The 23715-nt window shown below is 63.2% G+C and carries 23 protein-coding genes and 1 tRNA gene; 19 read left to right on the forward strand and 5 right to left on the reverse strand.

The window, feature by feature from the left end; all coding sequences use genetic code 11:
* Nucleotides 1-92: 92 nt before the first annotated feature.
* From GA0061099_RS25285 to GA0061099_RS25310, 7 genes are all read left to right on the forward strand, one after another.
* Nucleotides 93-1526, forward strand: coding sequence for a basic amino acid/polyamine antiporter (locus GA0061099_RS25285; protein ID WP_036011479.1), 1434 nt, complete (start codon nucleotides 93-95; stop codon nucleotides 1524-1526).
* Nucleotides 1527-1552: 26 nt separating this feature from the next.
* Complete coding sequence (gene arcA / locus GA0061099_RS25290; RefSeq protein WP_036011477.1) at nucleotides 1553-2815, forward strand: arginine deiminase; 1263 nt, start codon at nucleotides 1553-1555, stop codon at nucleotides 2813-2815.
* Between the two features lie 118 nt (nucleotides 2816-2933).
* The gene (locus GA0061099_RS25295; protein ID WP_036011475.1) at nucleotides 2934-3770 is read left to right on the forward strand and encodes an outer membrane beta-barrel protein; all 837 of its coding nucleotides are present in this window, start codon (nucleotides 2934-2936) and stop codon (nucleotides 3768-3770) included.
* Between the two features lie 34 nt (nucleotides 3771-3804).
* Nucleotides 3805-4032 carry a hypothetical protein gene (locus GA0061099_RS40275; protein WP_141697668.1) on the forward strand — a complete coding sequence of 76 codons (228 nt, stop codon included), beginning with the start codon at nucleotides 3805-3807 and terminating at the stop codon, nucleotides 4030-4032.
* A gap of 349 nt (nucleotides 4033-4381) precedes the next feature.
* Nucleotides 4382-5587, forward strand: a complete 1206-nt coding sequence (locus GA0061099_RS25300; protein WP_036011612.1) for a sensor histidine kinase — start codon at nucleotides 4382-4384, stop codon at nucleotides 5585-5587.
* 60 nt (nucleotides 5588-5647) lie between these two features.
* Complete coding sequence (locus tag GA0061099_RS25305; protein ID WP_036011473.1) at nucleotides 5648-6280, forward strand: response regulator; 633 nt, start codon at nucleotides 5648-5650, stop codon at nucleotides 6278-6280.
* A 164-nt stretch (nucleotides 6281-6444) separates the two neighbouring features.
* A complete protein-coding gene (locus tag GA0061099_RS25310; protein WP_036011470.1) occupies nucleotides 6445-7080 on the forward strand; it encodes a response regulator in 636 nt (211 codons plus the stop codon).
* Between the two features lie 553 nt (nucleotides 7081-7633).
* On the opposite strand, the gene GA0061099_RS25315 is transcribed toward GA0061099_RS25310, so the two are convergent.
* A complete protein-coding gene (locus GA0061099_RS25315) occupies nucleotides 7634-8239 on the reverse strand; it encodes a MarR family winged helix-turn-helix transcriptional regulator (protein WP_036026637.1) in 606 nt (201 codons plus the stop codon).
* A 151-nt stretch (nucleotides 8240-8390) separates the two neighbouring features.
* Between GA0061099_RS25315 and GA0061099_RS25320 the strand changes: the two genes are divergently transcribed.
* From GA0061099_RS25320 to GA0061099_RS25365, 10 genes are read left to right on the forward strand one after another with little or no spacing between them, the layout of a single operon-like run.
* A complete protein-coding gene (locus tag GA0061099_RS25320; RefSeq protein WP_036026635.1) occupies nucleotides 8391-8909 on the forward strand; it encodes a flavin reductase family protein in 519 nt (172 codons plus the stop codon).
* Between the two features lie 20 nt (nucleotides 8910-8929).
* Nucleotides 8930-10399, forward strand: coding sequence for a 4-hydroxyphenylacetate 3-hydroxylase family protein (locus GA0061099_RS25325; protein WP_036026634.1), 1470 nt, complete (start codon nucleotides 8930-8932; stop codon nucleotides 10397-10399).
* Nucleotides 10400-10416: 17 nt separating this feature from the next.
* The gene (locus GA0061099_RS25330; RefSeq protein ID WP_036026633.1) at nucleotides 10417-10797 is read left to right on the forward strand and encodes a cupin; all 381 of its coding nucleotides are present in this window, start codon (nucleotides 10417-10419) and stop codon (nucleotides 10795-10797) included.
* Nucleotides 10798-10850: 53 nt separating this feature from the next.
* Nucleotides 10851-12239 carry an ABC transporter substrate-binding protein gene (locus tag GA0061099_RS25335; RefSeq protein WP_225151562.1) on the forward strand — a complete coding sequence of 463 codons (1389 nt, stop codon included), beginning with the start codon at nucleotides 10851-10853 and terminating at the stop codon, nucleotides 12237-12239.
* A 33-nt stretch (nucleotides 12240-12272) separates the two neighbouring features.
* The gene (locus GA0061099_RS25340; RefSeq protein ID WP_036026632.1) at nucleotides 12273-13172 is read left to right on the forward strand and encodes a branched-chain amino acid ABC transporter permease; all 900 of its coding nucleotides are present in this window, start codon (nucleotides 12273-12275) and stop codon (nucleotides 13170-13172) included.
* Nucleotides 13172-14095: a branched-chain amino acid ABC transporter permease gene (locus tag GA0061099_RS25345; protein ID WP_036026654.1), complete on the forward strand. Its 924-nt coding sequence runs from the start codon at nucleotides 13172-13174 to the stop codon at nucleotides 14093-14095. Before GA0061099_RS25340 ends, GA0061099_RS25345 begins: the two co-directional genes overlap by 1 nt.
* Nucleotides 14092-14838, forward strand: coding sequence for an ABC transporter ATP-binding protein (locus GA0061099_RS25350; RefSeq protein WP_036026630.1), 747 nt, complete (start codon nucleotides 14092-14094; stop codon nucleotides 14836-14838). The genes GA0061099_RS25345 and GA0061099_RS25350 overlap by 4 nt, the downstream gene beginning before the upstream one ends.
* Nucleotides 14838-15530 carry an ABC transporter ATP-binding protein gene (locus GA0061099_RS25355; protein ID WP_036026628.1) on the forward strand — a complete coding sequence of 231 codons (693 nt, stop codon included), beginning with the start codon at nucleotides 14838-14840 and terminating at the stop codon, nucleotides 15528-15530. Before GA0061099_RS25350 ends, GA0061099_RS25355 begins: the two co-directional genes overlap by 1 nt.
* On the forward strand, nucleotides 15514-16197 hold the full coding sequence (locus GA0061099_RS25360) for a DUF2848 domain-containing protein (protein ID WP_050995984.1): 684 nt from the start codon (nucleotides 15514-15516) through the stop codon (nucleotides 16195-16197). Before GA0061099_RS25355 ends, GA0061099_RS25360 begins: the two co-directional genes overlap by 17 nt.
* A 21-nt stretch (nucleotides 16198-16218) precedes the next feature.
* Nucleotides 16219-17547: an amidase family protein gene (locus GA0061099_RS25365; RefSeq protein WP_036026626.1), complete on the forward strand. Its 1329-nt coding sequence runs from the start codon at nucleotides 16219-16221 to the stop codon at nucleotides 17545-17547.
* 178 nt (nucleotides 17548-17725) lie between these two features.
* Here the strand turns inward: GA0061099_RS25365 and GA0061099_RS25370 are convergent.
* Both GA0061099_RS25370 and GA0061099_RS25375 read right to left on the reverse strand, forming a co-directional pair.
* Nucleotides 17726-17801: transfer RNA gene (locus GA0061099_RS25370), tRNA-Ile, on the reverse strand.
* A 338-nt stretch (nucleotides 17802-18139) separates the two neighbouring features.
* Entirely contained in the window at nucleotides 18140-19114 is a 975-nt protein-coding gene (locus tag GA0061099_RS25375) for a Bug family tripartite tricarboxylate transporter substrate binding protein (protein ID WP_036026625.1), read from the reverse strand.
* A gap of 107 nt (nucleotides 19115-19221) precedes the next feature.
* On the opposite strand from GA0061099_RS25375, the gene GA0061099_RS25380 reads away from it, so the two are divergent.
* Nucleotides 19222-20184 carry a TAXI family TRAP transporter solute-binding subunit gene (locus GA0061099_RS25380; protein WP_036026623.1) on the forward strand — a complete coding sequence of 321 codons (963 nt, stop codon included), beginning with the start codon at nucleotides 19222-19224 and terminating at the stop codon, nucleotides 20182-20184.
* A gap of 188 nt (nucleotides 20185-20372) precedes the next feature.
* Here GA0061099_RS25380 and GA0061099_RS25385 read toward each other — a convergent pair whose 3' ends face one another.
* Together GA0061099_RS25385 and GA0061099_RS25390 are read right to left on the reverse strand one after the other, a co-directional pair.
* The gene (locus GA0061099_RS25385) at nucleotides 20373-21587 is read right to left on the reverse strand and encodes an ABC transporter substrate-binding protein (RefSeq protein WP_036026621.1); all 1215 of its coding nucleotides are present in this window, start codon (nucleotides 21585-21587) and stop codon (nucleotides 20373-20375) included.
* Nucleotides 21588-21688: 101 nt separating this feature from the next.
* Nucleotides 21689-22582: a helix-turn-helix transcriptional regulator gene (locus GA0061099_RS25390; RefSeq protein ID WP_036011436.1), complete on the reverse strand. Its 894-nt coding sequence runs from the start codon at nucleotides 22580-22582 to the stop codon at nucleotides 21689-21691.
* 281 nt (nucleotides 22583-22863) lie between these two features.
* Between GA0061099_RS25390 and GA0061099_RS25395 the strand changes: the two genes are divergently transcribed.
* Complete coding sequence (locus GA0061099_RS25395; RefSeq protein WP_036026620.1) at nucleotides 22864-23691, forward strand: ABC transporter substrate-binding protein; 828 nt, start codon at nucleotides 22864-22866, stop codon at nucleotides 23689-23691.
* Nucleotides 23692-23715 lie beyond the last annotated feature (24 nt).

The following is a 23715-nucleotide window of genomic DNA, read 5'->3' on the forward strand; positions in this document are numbered from 1 at the left end:
CATGGTTCGATCTCGCAATGAGGAGGTCGGCAACGCATCGTTCGAGACATCGATGACGGCGTCGGTCTTCGCTCGCTCTTCGAGGCCATTCAATGACTGCGACGACATCGGCCCAGAAGCTCTCATTGTTCGCACTGACGGGAATGGTCGTCGGCTCCATGGTCGGCTCCGGCATCTTCTCGCTGCCCAGAACCTTCGGCACCGCAACCGGTCCCTTCGGCGCCATCCTCGCCTGGTGCATCGCAGGCGGTGGCATGTACACCATGGCGCGCGTGTTCCAGTCTCTGGCCGAGCGAAAGCCTGGTCTGGATGCCGGTGTTTATGCCTATGCGAAAGAGGGCTTTGGCGACTATCCCGGATTCCTGTCGGCGCTCGGTTACTGGATGGGAAGTTGCATCGGCAACGTGTCCTACTGGGTCCTCATCAAATCGACCCTGGGCGCGTTCTTTCCCGTGTTCGGCGACGGCAATACGGTCATCGCGATCGTCGTAGCCTCGATCGGGATCTGGCTGTTCCACTTCATGATCCTGCGCGGGGTGCAGCAGGCCGCCGCGATCAATACGATCGTCACCATCGCCAAGATCGTGCCGATCCTGATCTTCATCGTCATCCTGATCCTTGCCTTCAAGGCCGACCTGTTCCGTGCCAATTTCTGGGGCGGCGAGGGCATGCCGGACACGGGACTCTTCGAGCAGATCCGCGCGACCATGCTGGTCACGGTGTTCGTCTTTCTCGGGATCGAGGGGGCCAGTGTCTATTCCCGCTACGCCAAGGAGCGGTCCGACGTCGGCGCGGCGACGATCATGGGCTTCCTGGTCGTCACGAGCCTGATGGTGCTCGTCACCATGCTGCCTTATGCCGTGCTGCCGCGTGCGGAGATTGCAGACATGCGGCAACCGTCAATGGCCACGGTGCTGGAGGCAGTGGTCGGACATTGGGGTGCCGTCTTCGTCAGCATCGGGCTCCTGGTCTCGGTGCTCGGCGCCTATCTCGCCTGGTCGCTGATCTGCGCCGAGGTGCTTTCGGCGGCCGGTCGAACCCGGGACATGCCGCGCGTGTTCGGTACCGAGAACGCCAACAAGGTGCCGGCCGCCGCGCTCTGGCTGACCAATATCGTGGTGCAGCTCTTCGTCATCAGCACATATTGGTCCCGGGATGCCTTCTCGCTGATGCTCAATCTCACGAGCGTCATGAACCTCATTCCGTTCTTCCTGGTCGCCGCCTACGGATTGCTGCTGGTGAAGCGCGGCGAGACGTACGAGAAGAGCGCGGGCGAGCACAGACGAGATCTGATCTTCACCGGCATCGCCGTCATCTACACACTCTTCCTGATCTACGCGGCCGGAATGAAATACCTGCTGCTATCCGCGCTGCTCTACGTGCCCGGCACGGCGCTGTATGTCTGGGCGCGGGTCCAACAGAAGGCGAGGATTTTTGCACCGGTGGAGTGGGGCATCTTCATCGTGGCTGCGATCGGCGCGGCCGTCGGCATTCACGGCCTCGCCACCGGCTACATCACGATCTAGGCGGATCGATTGCGGAGGTTGCGCTCATGACACAACAGACATCAAACGGAGCGCTTCCTTTTGGCGTTCATTCGGAAGTCGGTCAGTTGCGCAAAGTAATGGTCTGCTCGCCGGGCCGCGCTCACCAGCGTCTCACTCCGACCAATTGTGACACGCTGCTGTTCGACGACGTCCTTTGGGTCGACAATGCCAAGCGCGACCATTTCGACTTCGTGCAGAAGATGCGCGACCGCGGCATCGAGGTCGTCGAGATGCACAATCTGCTCGCGGACACCGTCGCCATCCCGGAGGCCAGGCGATGGATCCTCGACAATCAGGTGGTCCCAAACCAGGTCGGCCTCGGCCTGATTGACGAGCTCCGCGGCTATCTGGAAAGCCTCGCCCCCCGCGCGCTGGCGGAAACCCTGATCGGCGGATTGTCGACCCACGATTTCCCCGACGCACATGGCGGTGAAATGCTCCGGTTGATCCGGGAGGCGGCCGGCATGACCGAGTATCTGCTGCCGCCACTTCCGAACACGCTGTACACGCGCGATACCACCTGCTGGATCTATGGCGGCGTAACGTTGAATTCGCTGTTCTGGCCGGCGCGTCACGAGGAGCCGATCCTCGCCGCCGCCATTTACAAGTTCCATCCGGATTTCGCCGGCAAGGTCCACGTCTGGTGGGGCGATCCGACTCAGGATCACGGCCTTGCCACTCTGGAAGGTGGCGATGTGATGCCGATCGGGAAGGGAAACGTCCTGATCGGATTGAGCGAACGGACATCGAGACAGGCGATCAGCCAGCTTGCCGCCGCTCTTTTCAGGAAAAAGGCCGCTGAGCGCGTCATCGTGGCGGCCATGCCCAAGCTGCGTGCGGCGATGCATCTCGACACGGTCTTCACGTTCGCCGATCGGGATTGCGTGCTGCTTTACCCCGATATCGTCAATAACATCACGGCGTACTCCTACCGGCCGGCGGACAACTCTGCCGGAATCGAGCTGCGCAAGGACGAGAAGCCTTTCGTCGACGTCGTGGCTGGGGCGCTCGGCCTGAAGAAGCTCCGCGTCGTGGAGACCGGTGGCAATGCCTATCTGCGCGAACGAACCCAGTGGGACAGCGGCGCTAACCTGGTTTGCGCCTCTCCAGGCGTCGTCTTCGCCTACGATCGCAACACCTACACCAATACGCTGCTGCGCAAGGAGGGAATCGAAGTGATCACCATCGTCGGCGCGGAGCTCGGCCGCGGCCGCGGCGGTGGTCACTGCATGACCTGCCCGATTACCAGGGATCCGGTCGACTACTAGCCGGCGGAGGAATCGACCCAGATCAACCTGTGATTTATCATCTGAACATTAACACGCCACAATCGGCGCGCAGTGTGACACGAATCCCGGTGTCCGGCTGCAGCATCGGAGGGGACCTATGCGACCGTCTGGATTTTTTCTGCCGGTTGCCGCACTGCTCGGCAGTAGTACGGCTTGGGCGGCGGACCTCGATCTCACCGACTTCAAATCGAGCGGAGCCGCTACATCCTCCTACGCGGTTCCTTATTACCAAGCCCCGTCCTGGAGCGTCGTTGGCTCCATCTCGCCGACTTTCACCGACAACGCGCTCTTCACCCGCGATAACCGCAGGTCCGACGTCTATTACGCGCCAGACGTGAGCGTCAGGCTTGACGGGAACCTCACCAACGATCTGTCATACCGGCTCTATGCGCGGGCTCAATACGAAGCCTTTTCGCGGGAAAAGGACGGCAATTTCGCCGTCGCGCGTATGGGCGCGCGTCTGACCGAGAACTGGGACGGCTGGCGCTTGTCTGGCATTTACGAAAATCGATATGATTTCGATGGCATCTACCGCGATCTCGCCTTCACGTCCCACGACGTGATGGGCTCAGTCGCGCGCGATTTCCGCGTTGGCAACGCGACGTTCTCGCCACTAGTGCTTTTGACCTACCGTTTCTCCGATCTGGCCGAGGCGCGCCGCTGGCGCTTTGACGCCGTGCTCGGAATCGAGGTCAAGCTTGATCCCAGATGGTCGATCGTCAGTACGCCCCTGTTCGAAGCCTATTGGTTCACCGATGGACTCAATACCGGTCGCCAGGATCAGCTCTATTCGGTTGACCTCGGCCTGAAGTACAACGTTGCCAACAACGTGTCGCTCACGACGACCGTGCTCTACGAGGCACGAACCTCGAACGTCCCGCTGCGGCGATACAGGGACGTTCGGATTGGGCCTCGCCTGGACTTTGCCTTTTAGAGGTGCTCGAGAGATGCCGGCAAGACGCCTTCTAATGCTGACCTGCCTCATCATCTCAAGCATGATGACGACGGTCGTGCTGGCCGATCCTCGCGATGCGGTCGATCGTAGCCATCGACTCGATACCGATGCACTTCGGGATGATGCCGCGACGCGCCGTCTGGAGCAACCATCTCACCCGCTCGCAATTGCGCCGGCCCCGGCGGCACCGCCCGCGAAGGCGACCAGAAAGAAGAAGTCGGACACGAGCAGTAGCCGATAGCCCTGGCGAACCTGTCAGCGCATTAGGGGGGGAACGGTGGAGGACGCCCGGCGACCACGGAATGGCGGCGCGACGATCCCATTCGGGCTCGTTCGCCGCGCATCGCCATTTTTACTCTCTATTGCATCGGATTTGAGATTCGGCGGCCCTTGACGAAGGCCAAGATTTCAATCCCCCACGAATACTACCTCATGTTGAATGAGCGGTTCGCTGGGTGTATAGTTGATTGACCCCGCAGGTGCGCTATTCCGAATTCGGTGGAGGATTTCTCGCCGGCAGGGTGGGGAGAGACCCCGCTATTGTCGTCGTGGCCAATATCGGGAGTCGCCGGAATAGAGTGAGTAGTACAGTGAAGCCACATGGCTCCCCCGCCAGAGAGTCGAGGCAAACCAGTCCCAAGCGCTGGCTGCGCGTAGGTTTGCAACCATCGACCGAGGAGCTTTACTGGAACTCTTCTGCAGATCTCCTCTTCGTCGCGCGCCCCTCCTTTTGCGAACATTTCGTCTACGAGAGCATCAATCCGGCATTCGAGTCCCGGCTCGGCGTATCGTCGCGAGACGTGCTCGACATGGATGTATCCGATTGCCTGAGCGCGGATGACGCGAGATCTGTCTGCGAAGCACTTCGGGCGAGCCTCGCGGAGAAGGCTGAGATCAGGATCCGGCAGCGGCTGGCGTTTGGTGGTTCATCCCGCACGAGGGAAACGACGGTCACGCCGATCCTGGATCCCGCGACCCGCGGTGTCGTCCGGTTGATCGGCTGCCATCGCGAGGCGCGCGACGTTCGCTTCGAGGACCCCACCACATGGGGGAACGGGCTGGATGTCGAAGCTGGCCTGCTGTCGCTTCAGGAGAGCATTCAGCAGCGGATCGCTTCCGATCTCCACGATTCGACCTGTCAACATCTGATTGCCGCGAGTCTCGGCTTGATGCGGATCCGCGGCCAGCTTGACGGCACACAAGCCGCCGAACGGATCTGCGACGAAATCGACGCGTCGATTGATGAAGCGCTCCGGGAGCTCCGGGCTTTTGCCTATCTGCTGCATCCGCGGGATCTGACGGGTGACGGATTGAAGGCCACGATCGAAGGCTACGCGGAAGGGTTCGCGGCGCGCACCTCGTTGCATGTGAGGGTGAACATCGTGCCGGAGGTCGATGGGTTACCTTATGAGGCCCAACGCTCGCTGCTGCGCGTTGTTCAGGAGGCTCTGACGAACGTCTTCCGTCACGCAAAAGCGACGGAGGTGGCAATCGTCATCGATGTTGTCGACAGTCGTTTCCAATTGATGATCAGCGACAATGGACGCGGTCTTCCCCACCCTGGCAGGCCGGGTGCCGGGACGCTATCGAGCGGCGTCGGAATTCCCGCGATGCGAGCAAGACTGCACGGGATCGGAGGTACGTTGGCCATCCAGTCCAGCGGGATGGCGCCGCATTCCGGTACCGTTCTGTCCGCGGTCTTCCCGCACGTCCTTGCAGTGAATCGGCGCAATCGACGCAGGACCACGACCAATACGAGGGCCGATACCGGCACACAATCAGCGAAAGAACACTAGCCAGCGGCGGCGGGTCGATAGTGTGACCCGAACCGCCGTCAAGAATAGGGAGTGTGCTGCATGAAACGTATCCTCATAGCCGACGATCACGAAGCGGTGCGATCGGGTTTGCGGGCGGTCCTCGAACAGCGGGCGGACTGGGAAGTGGTGGCCGAGGCCACTGACGGGGGCAAGGCGGTCGCCGCGGCGATCCAGAGCCAGCCCCACGTCGCCATCCTGGACTTCTCGATGCCGAGGATGACCGGCGTGGAGGTGGCGCGGCGTATGAGGGACTATCGGTTGCAAACCGAGATCCTGATCTTCACCGTGCACAATTCGGGTCTGATAGCGCAGCAGGCGTTCGAGGCCGGCGCCCGCGCTTTCTTGGTGAAGTCTGATGCGAACAAGCTGCTGCTGGCGGCTGTCGAGTCGCTGCTGATGCATAGGCCGTTCTTCTGTACGAATAGCATTATCGAATACGATGGCGGGCCGGGCCCCCACGGCGAACGACACCACCATGGGCTGACCTCGCGCGAGCAGCTCGTCGTCAAGCTGGTAGCCGAGGGCTACAGCAACAAAGGGATTAGCGCGATCCTCGACCTGAGCGTTAAGACGACGGAGGCACATCGTGCAGCGGCGATGCGCAAGCTGGAGGTAAACTCGACGGCGGGCCTCGTGCGTTACGCGGTGCGGAGCGGACTCGTCGAGGCCTGATCGCAAGCCGTGGCGATCCGTGGCTGTCAGTACCTTCGCCTGCATCTCTCAGGGTTTTGCTGGATAACCGTTCTTGTGGGACGCCGTATGATCGTTCGACCTGACGGCCGATGACCGCTCTAGTCCACCTGGCTTGGCCGAGGGTAGGCAAACGGGAACGACCCGTGAAACGCATCTTGATTGCGGACGACCATGAAATCGTGCGCTCCGGACTTCGTGCGATTGTTGAAACGCGGTCCAACTGGATCGTGAGCGGCGAGGCGACCAATGGTGAGCAGGCGGTCACGCTTGCGCTGGAAACCAGGCCAGACATCGTGATCGTCGATTATTCCATGCCGATCATCAACGGCCTGGAGGTCAGCCGCCGCCTCAGAGCGCTTCACATTCAAACCGAGGTGCTTATCCTCACGATGCATGAAAGCGAGGAGCTGCTGACAGAGGCCATTCTGGCCGGAATCCGCGGCTTCCTGTTCAAGTCCGACGCTCGCAACCATCTCATTTCCGCGGTCGAAGCGCTGCTCGACGGCAGACCCTACTTCACGAGTGTTCTGCTGGAGAAGCTGCTCCGCGACTACCAGGCGAACAAGCAGAACCGGGCCGACATGCTGCTGACCTCGCGCGAGGAGAGCGTGGTCCAGCTGATCGCAGAGGGGCACACCAACAGGTCGATAAGCGCGATCCTGAATCTGAGCGTCAAGACGGTCGAGACCCACCGCGCCTCGGCCATGCGCAAGCTCAGGATGTCCTCCACCGCCGAGCTGGTTCGGTATGCTGTCCGCAAGCGGCTGGTTTCACCTTGAACGAGCGGGGAGCGCCATCGGCTGCTCGGGAGAATGTTATACGAGCAGTCTCAGTGTTCGAAGTGGATCGATCGAAAATCGTCGGTTCGAATACCACTCTCTCCGCCACGGTTTGACGGCAGCGAACGCTTCGACCGCCAACTCCGGCGCGGCAGCCTTCGCATGCTTACTTTGAAGTGTGGCGTTGGCTTGCCGCTCCGAAGCTTGCTGCAACAGTTCGTCTTCGCTTCCGCTGCGCTCCAGCTACGCCGGACACCGCGCTTCGCCCCTCGTTCTCCGCTTGGCTGGGCCGCGCGTAGCCCGAACGGCGAAGCGTGGTGGGCCCGGCAGGACTCGAACCTGCAACCAGACCGTTATGAGCGACGGGCCGCGGCGAGCGTCGTTGATTTTGCTGCGCTTTCGTTTGATTTCGATGGCGTTCGTCCCGTTTCGACCGGGCTGTTTCTGGTGCGAAACGGGTGCGGCTAGTCTGAGCTTTCAGCTCTTGTTTTGCGTATCTTCCGCCTCCGAATTGAGCCGCGGGTTGAACAAAACGCCAACCTCCCGATTGCCGCTATCGACCGCTGCGGCGCGTTGCGCGCCGCTTCTTGCGAGAGTCCGGCGGACTCGCTGTGGAGGCCCGCTGCTCCTCCTCCGACTTGAGCGTAGCCTGCATATGTACGGCCAGCTTCAACGCGCTATCAGCGTTTGATGCGAGCCGGGACAAAAGCTGGCCTAGCATTTTGAATTCCTCGCGCGTCAGCATTCCAAAGAGTGCGTCATTGACCGGTCGCTGCAATGCGGCAAGGCGGATCAACAAGCTCATTCCACGCTGGGTCAGAGCAAGTTGCACCCGACGTCCGTCTTCGGGATGGGGGGTTTTCTCGAGAAAGCCATCGGACACCAGTCTGTTGATCTCGTTGGTGACGAAAGCGCCGCTCAGGTACAGCCGTTCGGCGACCTGGTTCACTCCCATCGGTTCTTCCGCTGTGGAATTCTTGATCGCGATCAGGATCAGATACTGGGTAGGCGACAGGTCGACAAAGCCTGCGAATATTTCCCGGCAGGCTTCCAGACTGCGCCCGAACGCGAAGTAGTCGTAGAGGAGGCCGCGAAGCGTACGGTCTCCTTCCTTGTCGAGCAGCTCGGGTTTCGACGCCGTCAAAAGCGCATCGGTCACGCGATCAATCTCCTCACCAAATCATGACGCTGCGGGCTGCTTAAGAAGCACGCATGCGCCCGCCCAGCAAGTGGGCTTGACATCTCGAAGTAGCTTTGTCAGAAAGCTATCTCGGAATTATAAATCAGGACCAGGCGACGAGGCAGTGTCCATGGAGGACCGTGCATTCAGGCGTGCCCTAGGCGAATTCGCCACCGGCGTTGCGGTGGTAACCGCGCGCGGGAAGGGCGAAGAGCTCATCGGCATGACCATGAGCTCGTTCAATTCCGTCTCGCTCGATCCGCCGCTCGTTCTCTTCAGCGTCGACCGGAAGGCCCGCAGCCTGCCCGCAATGCTCGAAGCCAAGGGCTTCGCCGTCAACATTCTCGCGCGCGATCAGGAGCAGATTTCCAACCAGTTCGCGCGCGCTCTCTCCGACAAATGGGATCAGGTGAAGACGTCGGTCGGTCATGCCGAGGCGCCCCTGATCTCGGGCGCTATGGCGCATTTCGAATGCGCGCCGTATGCGATCTACGAGGGCGGCGATCACGTGATCTTCGTTGTCCGCGTCATCAGGCACGCGAGCCGCGCCGAGGCCGCTGCTCCCCTGATCTTCTTTCGCGGTCGATACCGCGATCTCGTCGATGAAACCGAGCGCGAGCCGACCTGGCCGCTTCCCATCCACTACTAGCTTTGAACCGGAGACCTGCGATGCGTAGCGCAAAGGATTATTTGTCGGGCCTGAAGGACGGCCGGACGATCTACATCAACGGCGCCGCGGTCAGCGATGTCACGACACACCATGCCTTCCGCAACCTCGCCACCTCTATGGCGGGCCTGTTCGACTTCGCGAGCGCGCCGGCGAACGCGGATCTGATGACGTTTGACACGGGTGCAGGTCGCGCCAACCGCATCTGGCAGCTTCCGACCTCCTACGCCGAACTCGTCACGCGGCGAAAGGCGCTGGAGGCGTGGGCCTCGCTGCATGCCGGCTTCATGGGGCGCGCCCCGGACCACGTGGCGTCCTGTATTTCCGGGCTCTACATGGGGCTCGACGTGTTCAAAGCCTATGATCCCGCGCGTGCCGGCGCGCTCGAGAGCTACTATCGCTACGCCCGAGACGAGGACCTCTACCTCACCTACGTCATTATCAATCCGCAGGCGGACCGCTCGAAAGGCGCAGCCGAACAGGCCGATCCGTTCCTCACCGCGGGCGTCGTCGATCGCGACTCCGAAGGCATCACCATCCGCGGCGCCAAGATGCTCGCCACCGGCGGCGTGGTCGCCGATGAGGTGTTCGTCACCACCATCCAGCCGATGCGTCCCGGCGAAGAGCGCTATGCGATGTCCTTCGCGATTCCGATGAACACGAAGGGCCTCAAGATGCTGTCGCGCAAGTCCTACGAGGATGCCGCCGGCGCCGTGTTCGACAATCCCTTGTCCAGCCGCTTCGACGAGAACGACTCGGTCCTCTATTTCGACGACGTGAAGGTGCCGTGGGACCGCGTCTTCATCGAGGGCAACGTCGAGATGTGCCAGAAGCAGTTTCACGGCACGCCGTGCCACGTCTACCAGAACTACCAGGCGATGGTGCGTCTGAGTGTCAAGCTCAAGTTCCTGACCGGCCTTGCGCATCGGACCGCCGACATGAACGGCGTCACCCAATTCCCGCAAGTGCGCGAAATGCTCGGCCAGCTCGCGGCCGAGACCGGCATGGTCGACGCGCTGGTGGCTGCGATGGAGGCCAAGGGCACGCAGGTCGGCCCCTATTTCATCCCGGACCGGCACACGCTCTACTCCGCGCAGGTGCTGACGCAGCAGCTCTATGGACACGTCATCAACACGCTCCGCGAGCTCGCCGGCGGCGGCATGATCATGCTGCCGTCGTCGGTCGCGGACTTCGAGAACCCCGAGATCGCGGCCTTGGTCGGCAAGACCCAGCAGTCGCCGAAGGCTAACTCGCACGATCGCGTGAAATTCTACAAGCTCGCCTGGGATGCCGTCGGCTCGGAATTCGGCTCGCGCCATCAGCAATACGAGATGTTCTACGCCGGCGCGACCTTCGTCACCAAGGGTCATTCCTATCGCACCTATGACTGGGCCGGCGCCGACCGCCTAGTGCAGACCATGCTCGATTCCTACGACCTCAACGGCGTGTCGGCCGCCAGCAAAGCTGCCTGATCCGAAGGAGACAATGCATGCCCGTCAACAAGAAGCACGACGAATTCCATACGCTCGACATGACCACCGGCTGGGAAGTGCCGGCGGGATATCCGGCCGGCATCCAGCAGAAGATCATCTCTGGCGGATTGGACGAGGAGAACCGGCGCGGGACGCGGACTCGGCTGCTGCGGTTTGCGCCCGGCGTCTACACCACCGCGCCGTTCTCCCACGACTATTGGGAAGAGGTTTATCTGATCTCGGGCGATTTGATCGTCGGCAATGATGCGAAGGGCGAGGGCGGCAAGAGCTTCCCGCCGAACACTTATGCCTGCCGGCCACCGCATGCGTCGCATGGCCCGTTCAAGTCCGTGAACGGCTGTCTGCTTCTCGAGATGCACTATTTCGATCCGGTGTGATCCGGATCGCTGCCGCACAACATCATTCGACCAGCACAGGGGGAAGAGAAGTCATGACGTCCAGAGGTATCTCTATCGGAGTTTCGCGTTACCTGTCGTCACTTGAACGGCTCTTCAGGTTGGATCGCGGTGTGCCGCAGGGCAAGGTCCGATGGGCGGTGGACGGACTTGCCGGGGCGCTCGCGCTCGGTGTGGTAGCCGCAACGCCGGCCGCTGCGCAGGACAAGCCGAGCGCGTTGGGGCTGGGCATCTTCACGTTCACGTCAGGTCCTGCCGCAGCCTACGGCATGCCGGGCAAGAACGCGGCCGACCTCATGATCGACGAGATCAATGCAAAGGGCGGCATCGGAGGCGTGCCGGTCAGTGCGACCTATGTCGACGAGGCGCAGGGCGCGCAAGGTGTGATCGCGGAGTATCGGCGGCTCGCCGGTGATGCGAAGAACCAGGTTATGGTCGCCGCCCTCTCGAGCGCGAATTGCCTGGCGCTGGCGCCGCTCGCCGACCAACTCGAGGTCCCCACTGTCGGTTGGAATTGCGATACCCATCAGCTGCTGATGGATGGCAAGAGCAAATATGTGTTCCGGCCCAACGGCAACACCGTGCCCGAATTCATCGCCTACGCGATCTACCTGCTGGATCGCAAACCTGATCTGAAGACGGTGGCGATCATCAATCCGGACTATGCCTTCGGCCATGACGCGGCCAAGATCTTCACCGCGGCGTTGAAGGCCCTGAAGCCGGACGTCGAGATCGTCGCCGAACTCTATCCGAAGCTCGGCTCGCCGAACTATCAGACCGAAATCTCGCGCCTTACCACCACGCGCCCGGACGTGGTCTTCTCAAATCTGTGGGGCGCCGACCTCGAGAACTTCGTCCGCCAGGCAGCACCGCGTGGAATCTTCACCTCCAGTCAGGTCATCCTGGCGCTCGGCGAGACCGTGCTGCAACGCGTGCCGTTGCCTGACGGCGTGATCGTCGGTGTTCTCGGTGATGGCTGGTGGATGTCGCCGGACGCCAAGAATAAGCCGGAGACGGTGAAGTTTGCCGAAGCCTACAAAGCGCGCTTCGGCGAGTACCCGGTGTTCCCGTCGATCAAGATGGCTAACGCGCTGATCTACGTGAAGGCAGCCTACGATGCCGCGATGCAGAAAAACGGCGGCAAATGGCCGACCCGTGGCGAACTCGCCGCGGCGATGAAGGGGAGCAAGGTCGAGACCCTGACGGGCACGGCGCAGACGCGCGCGGACAATGACGGCCTCGTCGACCAGATCGTCGGCGTCACCGTGAAGACACCCGCGCAGCAGTCTCCCGTGATCGGCGACATGGTCCGTTACAAGGGCGACAGCCTGATGCCGCAGGCCGGCCAGGATCCGCTCGCCTGGATTGCGACCCTCAAGCCCGAGTTCGCAAAGAGCCTGCCGAAGCCCGGCAGTTACAAATAGTCCGGGATGATGTTCACCTGAGGGCGAAGGCCGATGTCGAATGCAATCATTCCCCTGCTGCTGGACAGTCTGGCGAGCGCCGCGTTGATCTTCTTCGCGGCGGTCGGCCTGACGCTGGTGTTCAGCGTGCTGCGCGTCCTCAACGTCGCCCATGGCAGCCTGTATTCGATTGGTGGCTATGTGGCGGCCTCGATCTGCCTGTTCATCGCGAGCCGGCAGCTCAACCCGTATTTGTCGTTCCTGGCGCTGCTGTTCAGCGCCGTGTGCGTGGCGGCGATATTCGGTCCGCTGATCGAACGCGGCTTGGTTCGCTGGACCTATGGCAAATCGGAAGCCGTGCAGATCCTGATCACGTTCGGACTGTTCCTCATTCTGGAGGACCTTCAGCGCGTGGTCTTCGGCGTCCAGTCCTTCTACGAAGACGCGCCGATGCGATTGCTCGGCACCACGAGTGTCGGCGGTGTCGTCTATCTCAACTACCAGATCCTCCTGATCGCCATGGCGCTCCTCGTCGTCGTCGGCCTGCGGCTCCTGATCAATCACACCCGGCTGGGGCGCCTGATCACGGCCGTCGTCACCGATCGCGAAATGGCGCAGTCGATCGGGATCGATACCAACCGGATCTTCATCGTGGCGTTTTCGCTCGGCGTGTTCCTCGCGGCATTGGGCGGCGCGCTGGCAACGCCGACCTCGGGTATCGCGCCGGGCCTCGGCGCCGACACCATGGTGCTCGCCTTTGCGGTCGCGGCGATCGGGGGACTCGGACAGATCGAGGGCGCCGCCTTGGCTTCGCTGATCGTCGGGCTGGCGCGTGTGCTCGCGATCTATCTTGTGCCGTCGCTGGATGCGGTTGCGCCCTATGCGGCGATGCTCATCGTTCTCCTGATCCGCCCCTACGGCCTGTTCGGATCGGTGACGGCGCGGAGGATATGATGCCAACGATCATCGCCGCCGCGGCGGTCCTCGTCATCGCGCTGCTGCCCGTGGCCGCGCCCTGGCTGCAATTCGTGTTGACGCTTGCGATCGCCAAGGGGTTTGCGGCGCTCGGCGTCGCCGTGCTGCTCCGCGCGGGCCTGATCTCAATCGGCCATGCGATGTTCTTTGCCGCGAGTGCCTATGCGGTCGCGTTCCTGGCGCGCGCCGGCGTCAACGACCTTGGGCTGCTATTGATCCTCTCGGTGCTGGGCGGGGCGCTCGTGGGCGCCGTGGCCGGATCGTTTCTCGTCCGCTATCGCGCGATCTTCTTCGCGATGTTGAATCTTGCGGTCTCCATGGTGTTCTATGCGCTGTGCGCCAAGCTGTACGGCGTCACCGGCGGGACCGACGGCAAGCCGGTGCCGGTCCCGGCCGTGTTCGGCGTTGTCCTTGGCGAGCCGGCCTTCAAGAGCGTGCTGTTCTATCTCAGCCTGGGGCTGATGGTGCTGGTCGGTCTGGCCGTGCAGCGCTACCTCAACAGCCCGCTCGGCCATGCTCTTTCGGCCGTCCATACCAACGAGATCCGGCTCGAATATCTGGGCATTCCGGTCTGGGCGGTCCTGCTGATCGCCTATGTCGTGTCGGCGGCGCTCGCCGGCCTTGGCGGCGCGATCGCGGGCTTTGCGATCGGTCGTGTGGTCCCGGATTTCGCGTTCTGGACCGCATCCGGTCACCTCGTGCTGATCGCCGTGCTCGGCGGCATCGGCGGCGTGCCGGGCGCGTTCATCGGTGCCCTGTTCCTGGAATTGCTGCACAGCGCGGCCGTGACGGTCACGGATTCCTGGAACTTGATCGTGGGCATGGCGCTGATCATCGTGATCATGTTCATGCCGAAGGGGATCTATGGATTGTTCGCGCGCAAGGAGGCGACGGGCCTATGACCCATCCCATCCTGGAAGCCAGGAGCCTTCACGTCTCATTCAACGGCGTCAAGGCCGCCGACGATGTCAGCATCGCGATCCATGACGGCGAGTTCCTCGCGATCATCGGTCCGAACGGGTCGGGCAAGACGACGCTGCTCAACATCTGCACGGGCTACATCCGCCCGAGATCGGGCAACGTGCTGCTCGACGGCCACGACATCACCCGTCTCTCGCCGCGTGCCATCGCCCGCCGCGGCGTCGCCCGCGCTTTCCAGATCCCACAGCTCTTCTCCGCACAGCGCGTGATCGACAACATGATGCTGGCCCTGGCGGGGACCGATGGTCTGTGGAGCGCGGTGCAGCCGCTCGAGACGGCGCGGCGGCGCGACGAAGCAAGGGCGCTGCTCGATCTCGTCGGCCTCGCCGACGATGCCGACCGGATCAGCAGCACCCTTCCGGAAGGGCATCGCAAGCTGCTGGATATCGCGGTTGCGTTGGCGCTCAAGCCGCGGCTGCTGCTGCTCGACGAACCGACCAGTGGTGTGAGCGCCCTCGAACGATTCCCGTTGATGGAGGCACTGATGGCGGCGCTGCGCCAGCGCCGCATCACCGCACTGTTCGTGGAGCACGACATGGACGTGGTCGCGCGCTACGCCAGCCGCGTCCTGGTGTGGAACGCCGGGAACATCATGGCCGAGGGCCGGCCCGACGAGGTGTTCAGCAATGCGCAAGTGCGCCAACGTGTCGTAGGGGTGGCCTGATGCTCCGGCTCGACAAGGTCAGCGTCTCGATCGAGGGCGTTCGTGTGCTGCGCGGCGTCAGTTGCGAGATCATCGCGCGCAAGACGACGGTGTTGATCGGGCGCAACGGCGCCGGCAAGACCACGACCCTTCGCGCAATCATGGGCCTCATCGCGATGGACCAGGGCTCTGTCCGCCTCGATGCTGACGATCTCGGCAGCAGGCCTGCCTACACCCGCGCCCGCGCCGGGATTGGTTATGCGCCGGAGGACCGGCGCCTGATTCCGGAGCTGAGCGTGGAGGAGAACATCCGCCTCCCGGCCCTGGCGCTGAAGCTCGACCGCGCCGAGGTCGCACGCAGGCTTGACGAGATCTACCAGCTGTTGCCCGAATTGCACGTGATGCGGTCCCGGCCGGCCGGCGGCGTTTCCGGAGGGCAGGGCAAGATGGTCGCGCTGGGGCGCGCACTGACGGTGGCACGCAAGGTCCTGCTGCTCGACGAGCCGTTTCAGGGTCTGGCACCGGCCCTCGCGCTCGACTATGCGCGGACACTCGGCGAATTGCGCAAGCATCGACCCGAGCTTGCCATGCTGATCACCGAATCCTCGCCCGCGCTGCTCGACCGCATCGCCGACAGGACGCTGCAGATCGAGCGTGGCGAAATCCTGGATACATCGACCAAGGATAGGGAATTCCATGTTGCTGCAATTTGACCGCCTCGCAAAGGACCGGACCGACCGGGTCGGGATCGAGATCCATTCTCTTGTCATCGCCGGCTGGGCGGGCAGGGATGCGGCGGCGATCGAGCACCATGTCGAGGAGCTCGCTGCGCTCGGCATTGCGCGCCCCTCAACGACACCGCTCTATTACCGCGTCGCCACGCAGACCTTGACCCAGGACAGCAACCTGACCGTCCTTGGCCCGGACAGTTCCGGCGAAGTCGAGCCTGTCATTGTCGCAATGGCTGACGGGCTATGGATCGGCATCGGATCCGATCATACCGACCGCAAGGCCGAAGCGTCGGGCATTGCTCTTTCGAAGCAACTCTGCGGCAAGCCGATCGGCGCACAGCTCTGGTCCTATGCCGATGTCGAGGCTCATTGGGATGAGCTGGTCCTTCGTTCGTGGGCAACAATCGACGGGAATCGGGTGCTGTATCAGGACAGCCCGGTGTCCTCGCTCAGGACACCACGCGACCTCATTCGTCGCTACACCGGCACGGACATGCTACCAGCCGGCACGCTGATGTTCTGCGGAACGCCGGGCGCGATCGGCGGCATTCGGCCGGGGACGCGTTTTGAGATGGAGCTGAAGGACCCGGTCCTGAACCGGTCCCTGACCCATGGCTACGACATCGACGTTCTTCCGGTCGTCTCCTGAACTTTCTGCCCGGCGCGTGTCATGACAGCAACAAAGGATCCATCGCACCCTTCGGCCGTCGCACGGTTGGAGGCGGCACTTGCGCGGATCCATTCGCCGGAAGCGACGAACGTCTTCACGGCCGTCTTTGCGGATAGCGCCCGCTGGGAGGCCGAAGCTGCGGAGCGTCGCGCCGCTGCCGGAGCGTCTCGCGGTCCGCTCGATGGTTGTATTATTTCGGTGAAGGCGTTGTTCGACGTCGCCGGCACCGTCACGAGCTCGGGCTCGGCTGTCCTGCGCCGACTGCCACCGGCCGTTGAAGACGCCGAGGTCGTCAAGCGGTTGCGGGCTGCGGGTGCCATCGTCATCGGCAAGACGCAGATGACGGAATTCGCCTTCTCCGCGTTGGGTACGAACCCACACGACGGGATGCCGGGCAATCCTCGAGACCGCAGCCGTGTTCCGGGAGGCTCGTCAGCGGGCGCTGTCGTGTCCGTAATTGGCGGCATGGCCGACATCGCCATCGGCAGCGACACCGGCGGCTCCCTGCGAATCCCGGCCGCACTGTCGGGCGCGGTCGGCTTCAAGCCGACCAGCGGTTTCGTGCCGACCGCCGGCGCATTCTCACTATCTTCGAGCCTCGACACGATCGGTCCAATCGCCGCGAACGTCGAAGAGTGCTTCGTGGCTGATCAGGTGCTTTCAGGCGAAAGCACGCCGTCGCGGTTGAAGTCCGCATCCCCCGGCACGTTCCGCCTGATCATTGCCCGCGGGCGCTTGTTCGATCGATGCGAACCCGAGGTGCTCGCCGCGTTCGAGAACGCCATGGAGCGGCTGCGATCAGGCGGCTTGCAGATCAAGGATGGATCCATCGAGGCTGCGCTCGATGACGTCGCCCAGATCGACAAGATCGGCACCTTCCCGTCGATCGAGGTCGGCGCGACGCTGCGCGGTTTGGGTCTCTCGGAACTGGACGGGATCGATCCTCGGACGCGCGTCCGCATCGAGGCCGGCGCCGGCATTCTCGGCACGGACTATGTGTGCATGATGCGGCTCCGGCAGGCGGCCATCCGCTCGTTCGACCAGTATTTCAGCAACAACGAGGTGTTCGTCCTGCCGACGACGCCAGTCCGAGCGCCGTTGATTTCCTCCGTTGCGGAGGATGCGGCATTCCATGAGCTCAATGGCCTCGTCCTGCGCAATCCGCGCGTCGCTAACCTGCTCGACTGCCCATCGATTTCCCTACCGTTGCCCCTCGATGGCCTTCCCGTCGGCCTGATGCTGATCGGTCGTAGAAACGCCGACCGGCGCCTGGTGGAGATCGCAGCCAGTGTAGAAGCGCTGCTGCGCGGACATTTGCATGCTGCATAGCTTTTTCGTGCGAAAGGGCCGCCACATCTACGATCACGCGGAGAAATTGTGACGAGGCCGCCTGTGAAGCTGTAGCTTGCCGATTGCCAATGTATGTCCATGGAGACAGAAACGAGACGTTTCTGGTGCGGTGAACTGACGAACGGCAACGGAGATCTGGTAACCCGCTGATTTTGACTGGTGGGCCCGGCAGGACTCGAACCTGCAACCAGACCGTTATGAGCGGCCGGCTCTAACCATTGAGCTACAGGCCCCGCCGCAAGGCGGCCGCAGGTAGCGCGGCCGGCAACGGTGCGCGGTTCGTTTACAGGGCCTGAGGCGGGGGTGCAATGCTGGCGCTGGTGGATGGGAACGCCGGCACGGCATCATTGAAAAATTTCGAATAACCGAAATTGGCGATGATGCCTGTATAACCCTGTTTTGCCCGACGAAGCAAACCGCGTTTTCGCAGGTTTTTTCGACGTGGGTGGTAACCCATTGAAAACACTGGTCTCGTCTACTGTGCATGGGGTTGTTTTCGCAAACTTTGTCTGAGAGGGCCTTTTGGCCCCCTCAGATGCGGTGCGGGCGAGCTCGGCGGCACGGCCGCTGCCTAGTCCACCGAGACCCCGGCGAACTCGACCACCTTGCGCCACTTCGCGGTCTCGTCCGCGACCAGCTTGCCGAACTCGGCCGGCGTCATCGGCTTGGGGATGCCGCCAGTCTCGGCGAGCTTTGCCACCAGCTTCGGGTCCTTCAGCGCTTCGCCGACGGCTTTGTTGAGGATCTCGATCACCTCAGGCGGAGTGCCCTTCGGCGCGGAGATGCCGTAGAAGCCGACCGATTCGAAGCCTGGCACGGTCTCGGCGATCGCGGGCACGTCGGGCACGCTCGGCCAGCGCTGCGGCGAGGTCACGCCCAGCGCGCGGACGTTGCCGCCCTTCACCTGCTCCATCGCCGAGGGCAGATTGTCGAAGATCAGCTGCACCTTGTTGGAGATGATGTCGGGGAAGGCGATGGCCGAGCCGCGATAGGGCACGTGCACCATGTCGCACTTGGTCATGACCTTGAACAGCTCGGCCGACATGTGCACCGAGGTGCCGTTGCCGGAGGAGGCATAGGAGGTCTTGCCGGGATTGGCCTTGCAATAATCGATGAACTCCTGAACCGATTTCGGCGGAAACGCGTTGGAGACGACCAGCATGTTGGTGAGCTGCATGATGCTCGCAACCGGGGTGGTGTCGCGCAAAAAGTCGAACGGCAGCTTCTTGTAGAGCGAGGTCGAGATCGCGTTGTTGGGCGCGACGAACAGCAGCGTGTAGCCGTCCGGCGGGGCGTTGATCGCAGCGGCAGCTGCGATGTTGCCGCCGGAGCCGGTGCGGTTCTCGACGATGAATTGCTGGCCGAGCCGCTCCGACAGCCACTGCGCCATGATCCGCGCCACGATGTCGACCGGGCCGCCGGGGGAAAAGCCGATCAGCCAGTGTACGGGACGATCGGGATAGGCTGCGGCGGCGGGAGGGGTGGCGCTGAAAAGACCCAACAGGACTGCGAGCCCGAAAACACCGTGACGCAAAATTCGCAACATGACACCTCCCATTGTTCTATTGTCGTTGCGCGGCATGCTTTCATAAAAACCGGCGGCTGCCTACATCCCCGCAAGTCGGTGTTGACGCAGGCCCGTCAGGGACGACCATGAGATTCGCGATGATCCTTCTCGGTGCGGCGCTGCTCGCCAGCCCCGCCGCCGCCCAGACCGGAGGCACGGTCATTCCGACCACGACGATCAGCTTGGGAACAGCGACGCCCGGCGGCGGCTTCCCGCTCTATGGCAACGCCTTCGCGGAGGTAATGAACGCGGCCGATCCGCAAATCATCATCGCCCCGCGCAACACCAAGGGCAGCAACGAGAACATTCCGCTTCTAGAGAAGGGTGAGCTCGATCTCGCACTGGTTGCGGGCGAGCCGGCCTACGAGGCTTTCGCCGGCATCGGCCGTGCGAAGGTAGCGCTGAAGATCCTCACCGCGATCTATTCCAACCCCGGCATGTTCGTGGTGCGCGCCGACAGCCCCTACACGACCATCCGCGATCTCGTCGGTCAGCCCGTCGCATTCGGTGCCAGGGGCTCCGGCCTGCCGATCCTGGCGCGCTATGTGCTCGATGGTCTCGGCCTCAAGCAGGACGAGGACTTCAAGGCTGTCTATCTCGACCGCGCCGGCGACGGCCCCGCGATGGTCGAGGACGGCCGCGTCGCTGCGCTCTGGGGCGCCGGCATCGGCTGGCCCGGCTTTGCCGCGGTCGCCGCGAGCGCATCAGGCGCGCGCTTCATCGCGCCGAGTGCGGACGAGATCGCCCGCATCCGCGCCAAACATGCGTTCCTCAAGCCGCTGACCGTGCCGGCCGGCTCCTACCCGAAGCAGACCGAGCCGATCGCCTCGCTCGGTTCCTGGAGCTTCATCCTCACGCGCGAGGATCTGCCCGACGACGTCGCCTACCGCCTCGCCAAGACGCTGCACGGCAATGAGGCGACGTTCTGCAAGAAGCTCGCCCAGGCCTGCGAGACCACCGCCGCGAACACGGTCGCGGCCGCGCCGAGGCCGGAGCTGATCCATCCGGGCGTGATGAAGTATTTTCGCGAGATAGGGGTGGTGAAGTAGCTCTCTTACTTCCCTTCTCCGCTTGTGGGAGAAGGTGGCGCGAAGCGCCGGATGAGGGGTTGTCTCCGCGCATTCAAATGAGACTTGGGCTCGCGGTGAGAACCCCTCACCCGGCTTCGCTTCGCGAATCCACCCTCTCCCACAAGGGGAGAGGGTACACCGTCATCGCGGCCTCATATTCGCCAATCTCACTTCTTCACCAGCGGGCAGGCCGGGTCCGGCGGGCCGAACGCCTTGTCGCCGGAAATAGTCGTGAGGATCTTGTAATAGTCCCACGGATATTTGCTCTCCTCCGGCGTCTTCACCTGCACCAGCCAGAGATCGTGCACCATCAGATTGTCTTCGCGCAGCTTGCCGTTGCGGGCGAAGAAATCCTCGATCGGCTTCTCGCGCATCTTGGCCGCCACTTTCAGCGGATCGTCGCTGCCGGTCTCCTGGATGGCGTTGAGATAGTGCATCACGCTGGAATAGACGCCGGCCTGCCACATCGACGGCATCCGGTTCATCTTGGCGAAATAGCGCTTCGACCATTCGCGCGTCTTGTCGTCCATGTCCCAGTAGAACGAGGTGGTCAGCAGCAGGCCTTGCGCCGCCTGTAGGCCGATGCCGTGGATGTCGGTGATCAGCGCGAGCAGCGCCGCCATCTGCTGGCCGCCCTTGAACACGCCGAACTCGGCGCCGGTCTTGATCTCGTTCATGTTGTTGGGGGGACCGGCGGCAATGCCGATGATCTTGGCCTTGGAGGCCTGCGCCTGCAACACGAAGGAGGAGAGATCGGGTGTTGCCAGCGGCGGCCGCACCGAGCCCAGCACCTTGCCGCCATTGGCGGTGACGACGGCGGAAGCGTCGCGCTCCAGCGAATGGCCGAAGGCGTAATCGTCGGTGATGAAGAACCAGCTGTCGCCGCCGCGCTTGACCACGGCGTCCGCGGTGCCGACCGCGAGCGCGCGGGTGTCGAACACCCATTGGATGGCGTAAGGCGAGCAGAACTTGCCGTGGAAATCGGCGGTGCCGGTGGAGTGGGTGATGAACAGCCGCTTCTTCTCGTTGGCGATGGTCTGCACCGCGAGCCCGACCGCCGAGACGGGCACGTCCACGATCAGATCGACCTGCTCGACGTCGAACCAGCGCCGCGCCAGCGAAGCGCCGATGTCGGCCTTGAGTTGGTGGTCGCCGATCACGACGCTGATCGGCTTGCCGAGCACCTTGCCGCCGAAATCGTCGATTGCCATTTGCGCCGCGGTCACCGAGCCCTGGCCGGTCGGCGCCGAGGCCGGGCCGTTCATGTCGGTGAGCACGCCGATCTTGACGACGTCGTCAGAAACCTGCGCCGACGCCGCGCCGGACAGCAGGGTCGCCAGCAAGGCGGCCGCGACGGGCACTCCAAATCTGATTGGGTTCACGCTTGTCCTCCCTGATCCGGCTCATTGGCCGGTGTTACTTGTCCGGGTATGGCCCGGTCGAATTGGTTTCTTTTGCAACTATTAGGGGGCTGGCGTCAATGTCAGGCTGCGAAGCGGATCTGTCCTGCGGGGGAGGGATCGTAGCCGGTCAGCTCCTCCGCGCGCTGGCGCAGCCGCCGCTCGTTCAGGAAGCGGAGCAAGGCCTGCATGGCGGGGCGGAAATAGCTGCGCTGCCGCATCGCGAGGTCGAAATTCTCCCAGACCAGCGGCACGAAATCGAGACCGGCCGAGCGCGCCGCGGCGCGCGTCGCGATGCCGCAATCGGCCTGGCCGGCGCGAACCAGCTCGGCCAGATCCGGGCCGGTCAGCGCCGGCGTCTCGATCCGGCGCAAGTCCCGCATCGAGGCGCCGGCGCGCTTGAGCAGCACGTCGAGCAGCATCTGCGCGCCCGTGCCCTGTTGCCGCATCGCCATCCGGGCCCCGGCTGCGAGCACGTCGGTCAGGCTGTGCAGGTGCTTGGGATTGCCGTGCGGCAGCAGGAGACCCTCTTCGCGGCGCACGAACGCGATCAGCACCGCATCATGCAGGTCCGGCGTGGTCCGCAGCGCTTCGATGCTGGCATCGCTAGAGAAATTGTCGCCGGCGTCGAGCGCGTGGAAGTGCACCGCCGCAGCCATCACCTCATTGCGCTGCAAGCGCTCGAGCCCGCGCGCGCTGCCCTCGCTCATCGATCCGAGCCCGGAGCCGGACTCGCGCAGGCTCCAATCGAGCAGTTCGTCGTGGCTGCCGCCCACGACCGGCGGCGGCTCGGCGATCAACATGCCGGCCGGGCGCGCGAGGCCCGACAGGACCCAGAGGTCGAGCTCGTGCCGTGGGAACAGCCATTTCCCCGTCACCTTGCTGCAGGGGATCGCACCGGTGGTGACGAGCTCGTAAAGCTTGCGTTCGCCGAGCCGAAGGTAATCGGCGGCTTCGCTGGTGGTCAGGAATTCCATCCTGCATTCCTATGCAAATTCTTGCTTCTTTTTGACGTCCGACGCAGGTGGAATTCTGCATTTCAGATATTTGTCGCAGGGAACCATGCCCGATCATCTCGCTGCTTTGCAACACATCCGCACGCGCGATCTCTGCTTTGGTGAACGATCCTAAAGAGATCGCGCGCCCGGTGCGCCGCGATGAACTTGCCGAAATTTCCCGGCCGGCAGCGCAAAACGCGTCACGAGTGCGGCGCAATCGATCATCATCATGACGGCGTCAAACCTGAGGGAATCCGATCATGGGCCGCCTGTCCGTTGCACTTGCGCTTCTCTGCGGCCTTGCCGCAGGCGTTGCGGCTTCGGCCGCGGAGGACCGCAGCATTGTCCTCGCTTCGACGACGGCGACGCAGGAATCCGGGCTGCTCGACTATCTGCTGCCGATCTTCCGCGACAAGACCGGCATCGACGTCACCGTGATCGCGCGGCGCGCCGACGAAGTGCTCGATGGGGCGCGGCGGGGTGAGGTCGACGTCGTGCTGATGCACGCGCGGCCTCAGGAGGAGAAGTTCGTCGCCGACGGCTTTGGCGTGAAGCGATACGACGTGATGTACAGCGACTATGTGCTGATCGGGCCGAAGAGCGATCCCGCGGGCGTAAAGGGCAAGGACATCGCGACGGCGCTGAAGGCGATCGAAGCCAAAGGCGCGCCGTTCGTGACGCGTGGCGATCGGTCGGGCACTCATGCCGCGGAGCTCGCGCTTTGGATCGTTGCCGGCATCGACATCGCGAGCGCCAAGGGCGCCTGGTATCGCGAGGCCGGGCCCGGCATGGCCGCATCGCTCGGGGCCGCGCGCGCGGCCAATGCCTATGTGCTTGCGGATCGCGGCAGCTGGATCGCGTTCAGCGATCGCGGCGATCTCGACATCGTCGTCGAAGGCGACCGGCGGCTGCTCAACCAATATGGTGTGATGCTGGTGAACCCTGCGAAGTTCCCGAACGTGAAGAAGGACCTCGCGCAGACCTTCGTCGATTGGCTGACATCGCCGGAGGGGCAGACGGCGATTGCCGGCTACAAGGTGGACGGGCAGCAATTGTTCTTCCCCAATTCGGACAGGTCGGGCGGCTGAGGGTTGAGGCCGGGACCGCCGGCG

The organism is Bradyrhizobium yuanmingense (genome assembly GCF_900094575.1).
Lineage (GTDB): Bacteria > Pseudomonadota > Alphaproteobacteria > Rhizobiales > Xanthobacteraceae > Bradyrhizobium > Bradyrhizobium yuanmingense.

Excerpts from the sequence above, each read along its gene's own strand:
- GA0061099_RS25285 (WP_036011479.1), top strand. The coding sequence starts at position 93 with ATGACTGCGACGACATCGGCCCAGAAGCTCTCATTGTTCGCACTGACG.
- arcA (WP_036011477.1), top strand. The coding sequence starts at position 1,553 with ATGACACAACAGACATCAAACGGAGCGCTTCCTTTTGGCGTTCATTCG.
- GA0061099_RS25295 (WP_036011475.1), top strand. The coding sequence starts at position 2,934 with ATGCGACCGTCTGGATTTTTTCTGCCGGTTGCCGCACTGCTCGGCAGT.
- GA0061099_RS40275 (WP_141697668.1), top strand. The coding sequence starts at position 3,805 with ATGCTGACCTGCCTCATCATCTCAAGCATGATGACGACGGTCGTGCTG.
- GA0061099_RS25305 (WP_036011473.1), top strand. The coding sequence starts at position 5,648 with ATGAAACGTATCCTCATAGCCGACGATCACGAAGCGGTGCGATCGGGT.
- GA0061099_RS25320 (WP_036026635.1), top strand. The coding sequence starts at position 8,391 with ATGGAGGACCGTGCATTCAGGCGTGCCCTAGGCGAATTCGCCACCGGC.
- GA0061099_RS25325 (WP_036026634.1), top strand. The coding sequence starts at position 8,930 with ATGCGTAGCGCAAAGGATTATTTGTCGGGCCTGAAGGACGGCCGGACG.
- GA0061099_RS25330 (WP_036026633.1), top strand. The coding sequence starts at position 10,417 with ATGCCCGTCAACAAGAAGCACGACGAATTCCATACGCTCGACATGACC.
- GA0061099_RS25335 (WP_225151562.1), top strand. The coding sequence starts at position 10,851 with ATGACGTCCAGAGGTATCTCTATCGGAGTTTCGCGTTACCTGTCGTCA.
- GA0061099_RS25340 (WP_036026632.1), top strand. The coding sequence starts at position 12,273 with ATGTCGAATGCAATCATTCCCCTGCTGCTGGACAGTCTGGCGAGCGCC.
- GA0061099_RS25345 (WP_036026654.1), top strand. The coding sequence starts at position 13,172 with ATGCCAACGATCATCGCCGCCGCGGCGGTCCTCGTCATCGCGCTGCTG.
- GA0061099_RS25350 (WP_036026630.1), top strand. The coding sequence starts at position 14,092 with ATGACCCATCCCATCCTGGAAGCCAGGAGCCTTCACGTCTCATTCAAC.
- GA0061099_RS25355 (WP_036026628.1), top strand. The coding sequence starts at position 14,838 with ATGCTCCGGCTCGACAAGGTCAGCGTCTCGATCGAGGGCGTTCGTGTG.
- GA0061099_RS25360 (WP_050995984.1), top strand. The coding sequence starts at position 15,514 with ATGTTGCTGCAATTTGACCGCCTCGCAAAGGACCGGACCGACCGGGTC.
- GA0061099_RS25365 (WP_036026626.1), top strand. The coding sequence starts at position 16,219 with ATGACAGCAACAAAGGATCCATCGCACCCTTCGGCCGTCGCACGGTTG.
- GA0061099_RS25375 (WP_036026625.1), bottom strand. The coding sequence starts at position 19,114 with ATGTTGCGAATTTTGCGTCACGGTGTTTTCGGGCTCGCAGTCCTGTTG.
- GA0061099_RS25380 (WP_036026623.1), top strand. The coding sequence starts at position 19,222 with ATGAGATTCGCGATGATCCTTCTCGGTGCGGCGCTGCTCGCCAGCCCC.
- GA0061099_RS25390 (WP_036011436.1), bottom strand. The coding sequence starts at position 22,582 with ATGGAATTCCTGACCACCAGCGAAGCCGCCGATTACCTTCGGCTCGGC.
- GA0061099_RS25395 (WP_036026620.1), top strand. The coding sequence starts at position 22,864 with ATGGGCCGCCTGTCCGTTGCACTTGCGCTTCTCTGCGGCCTTGCCGCA.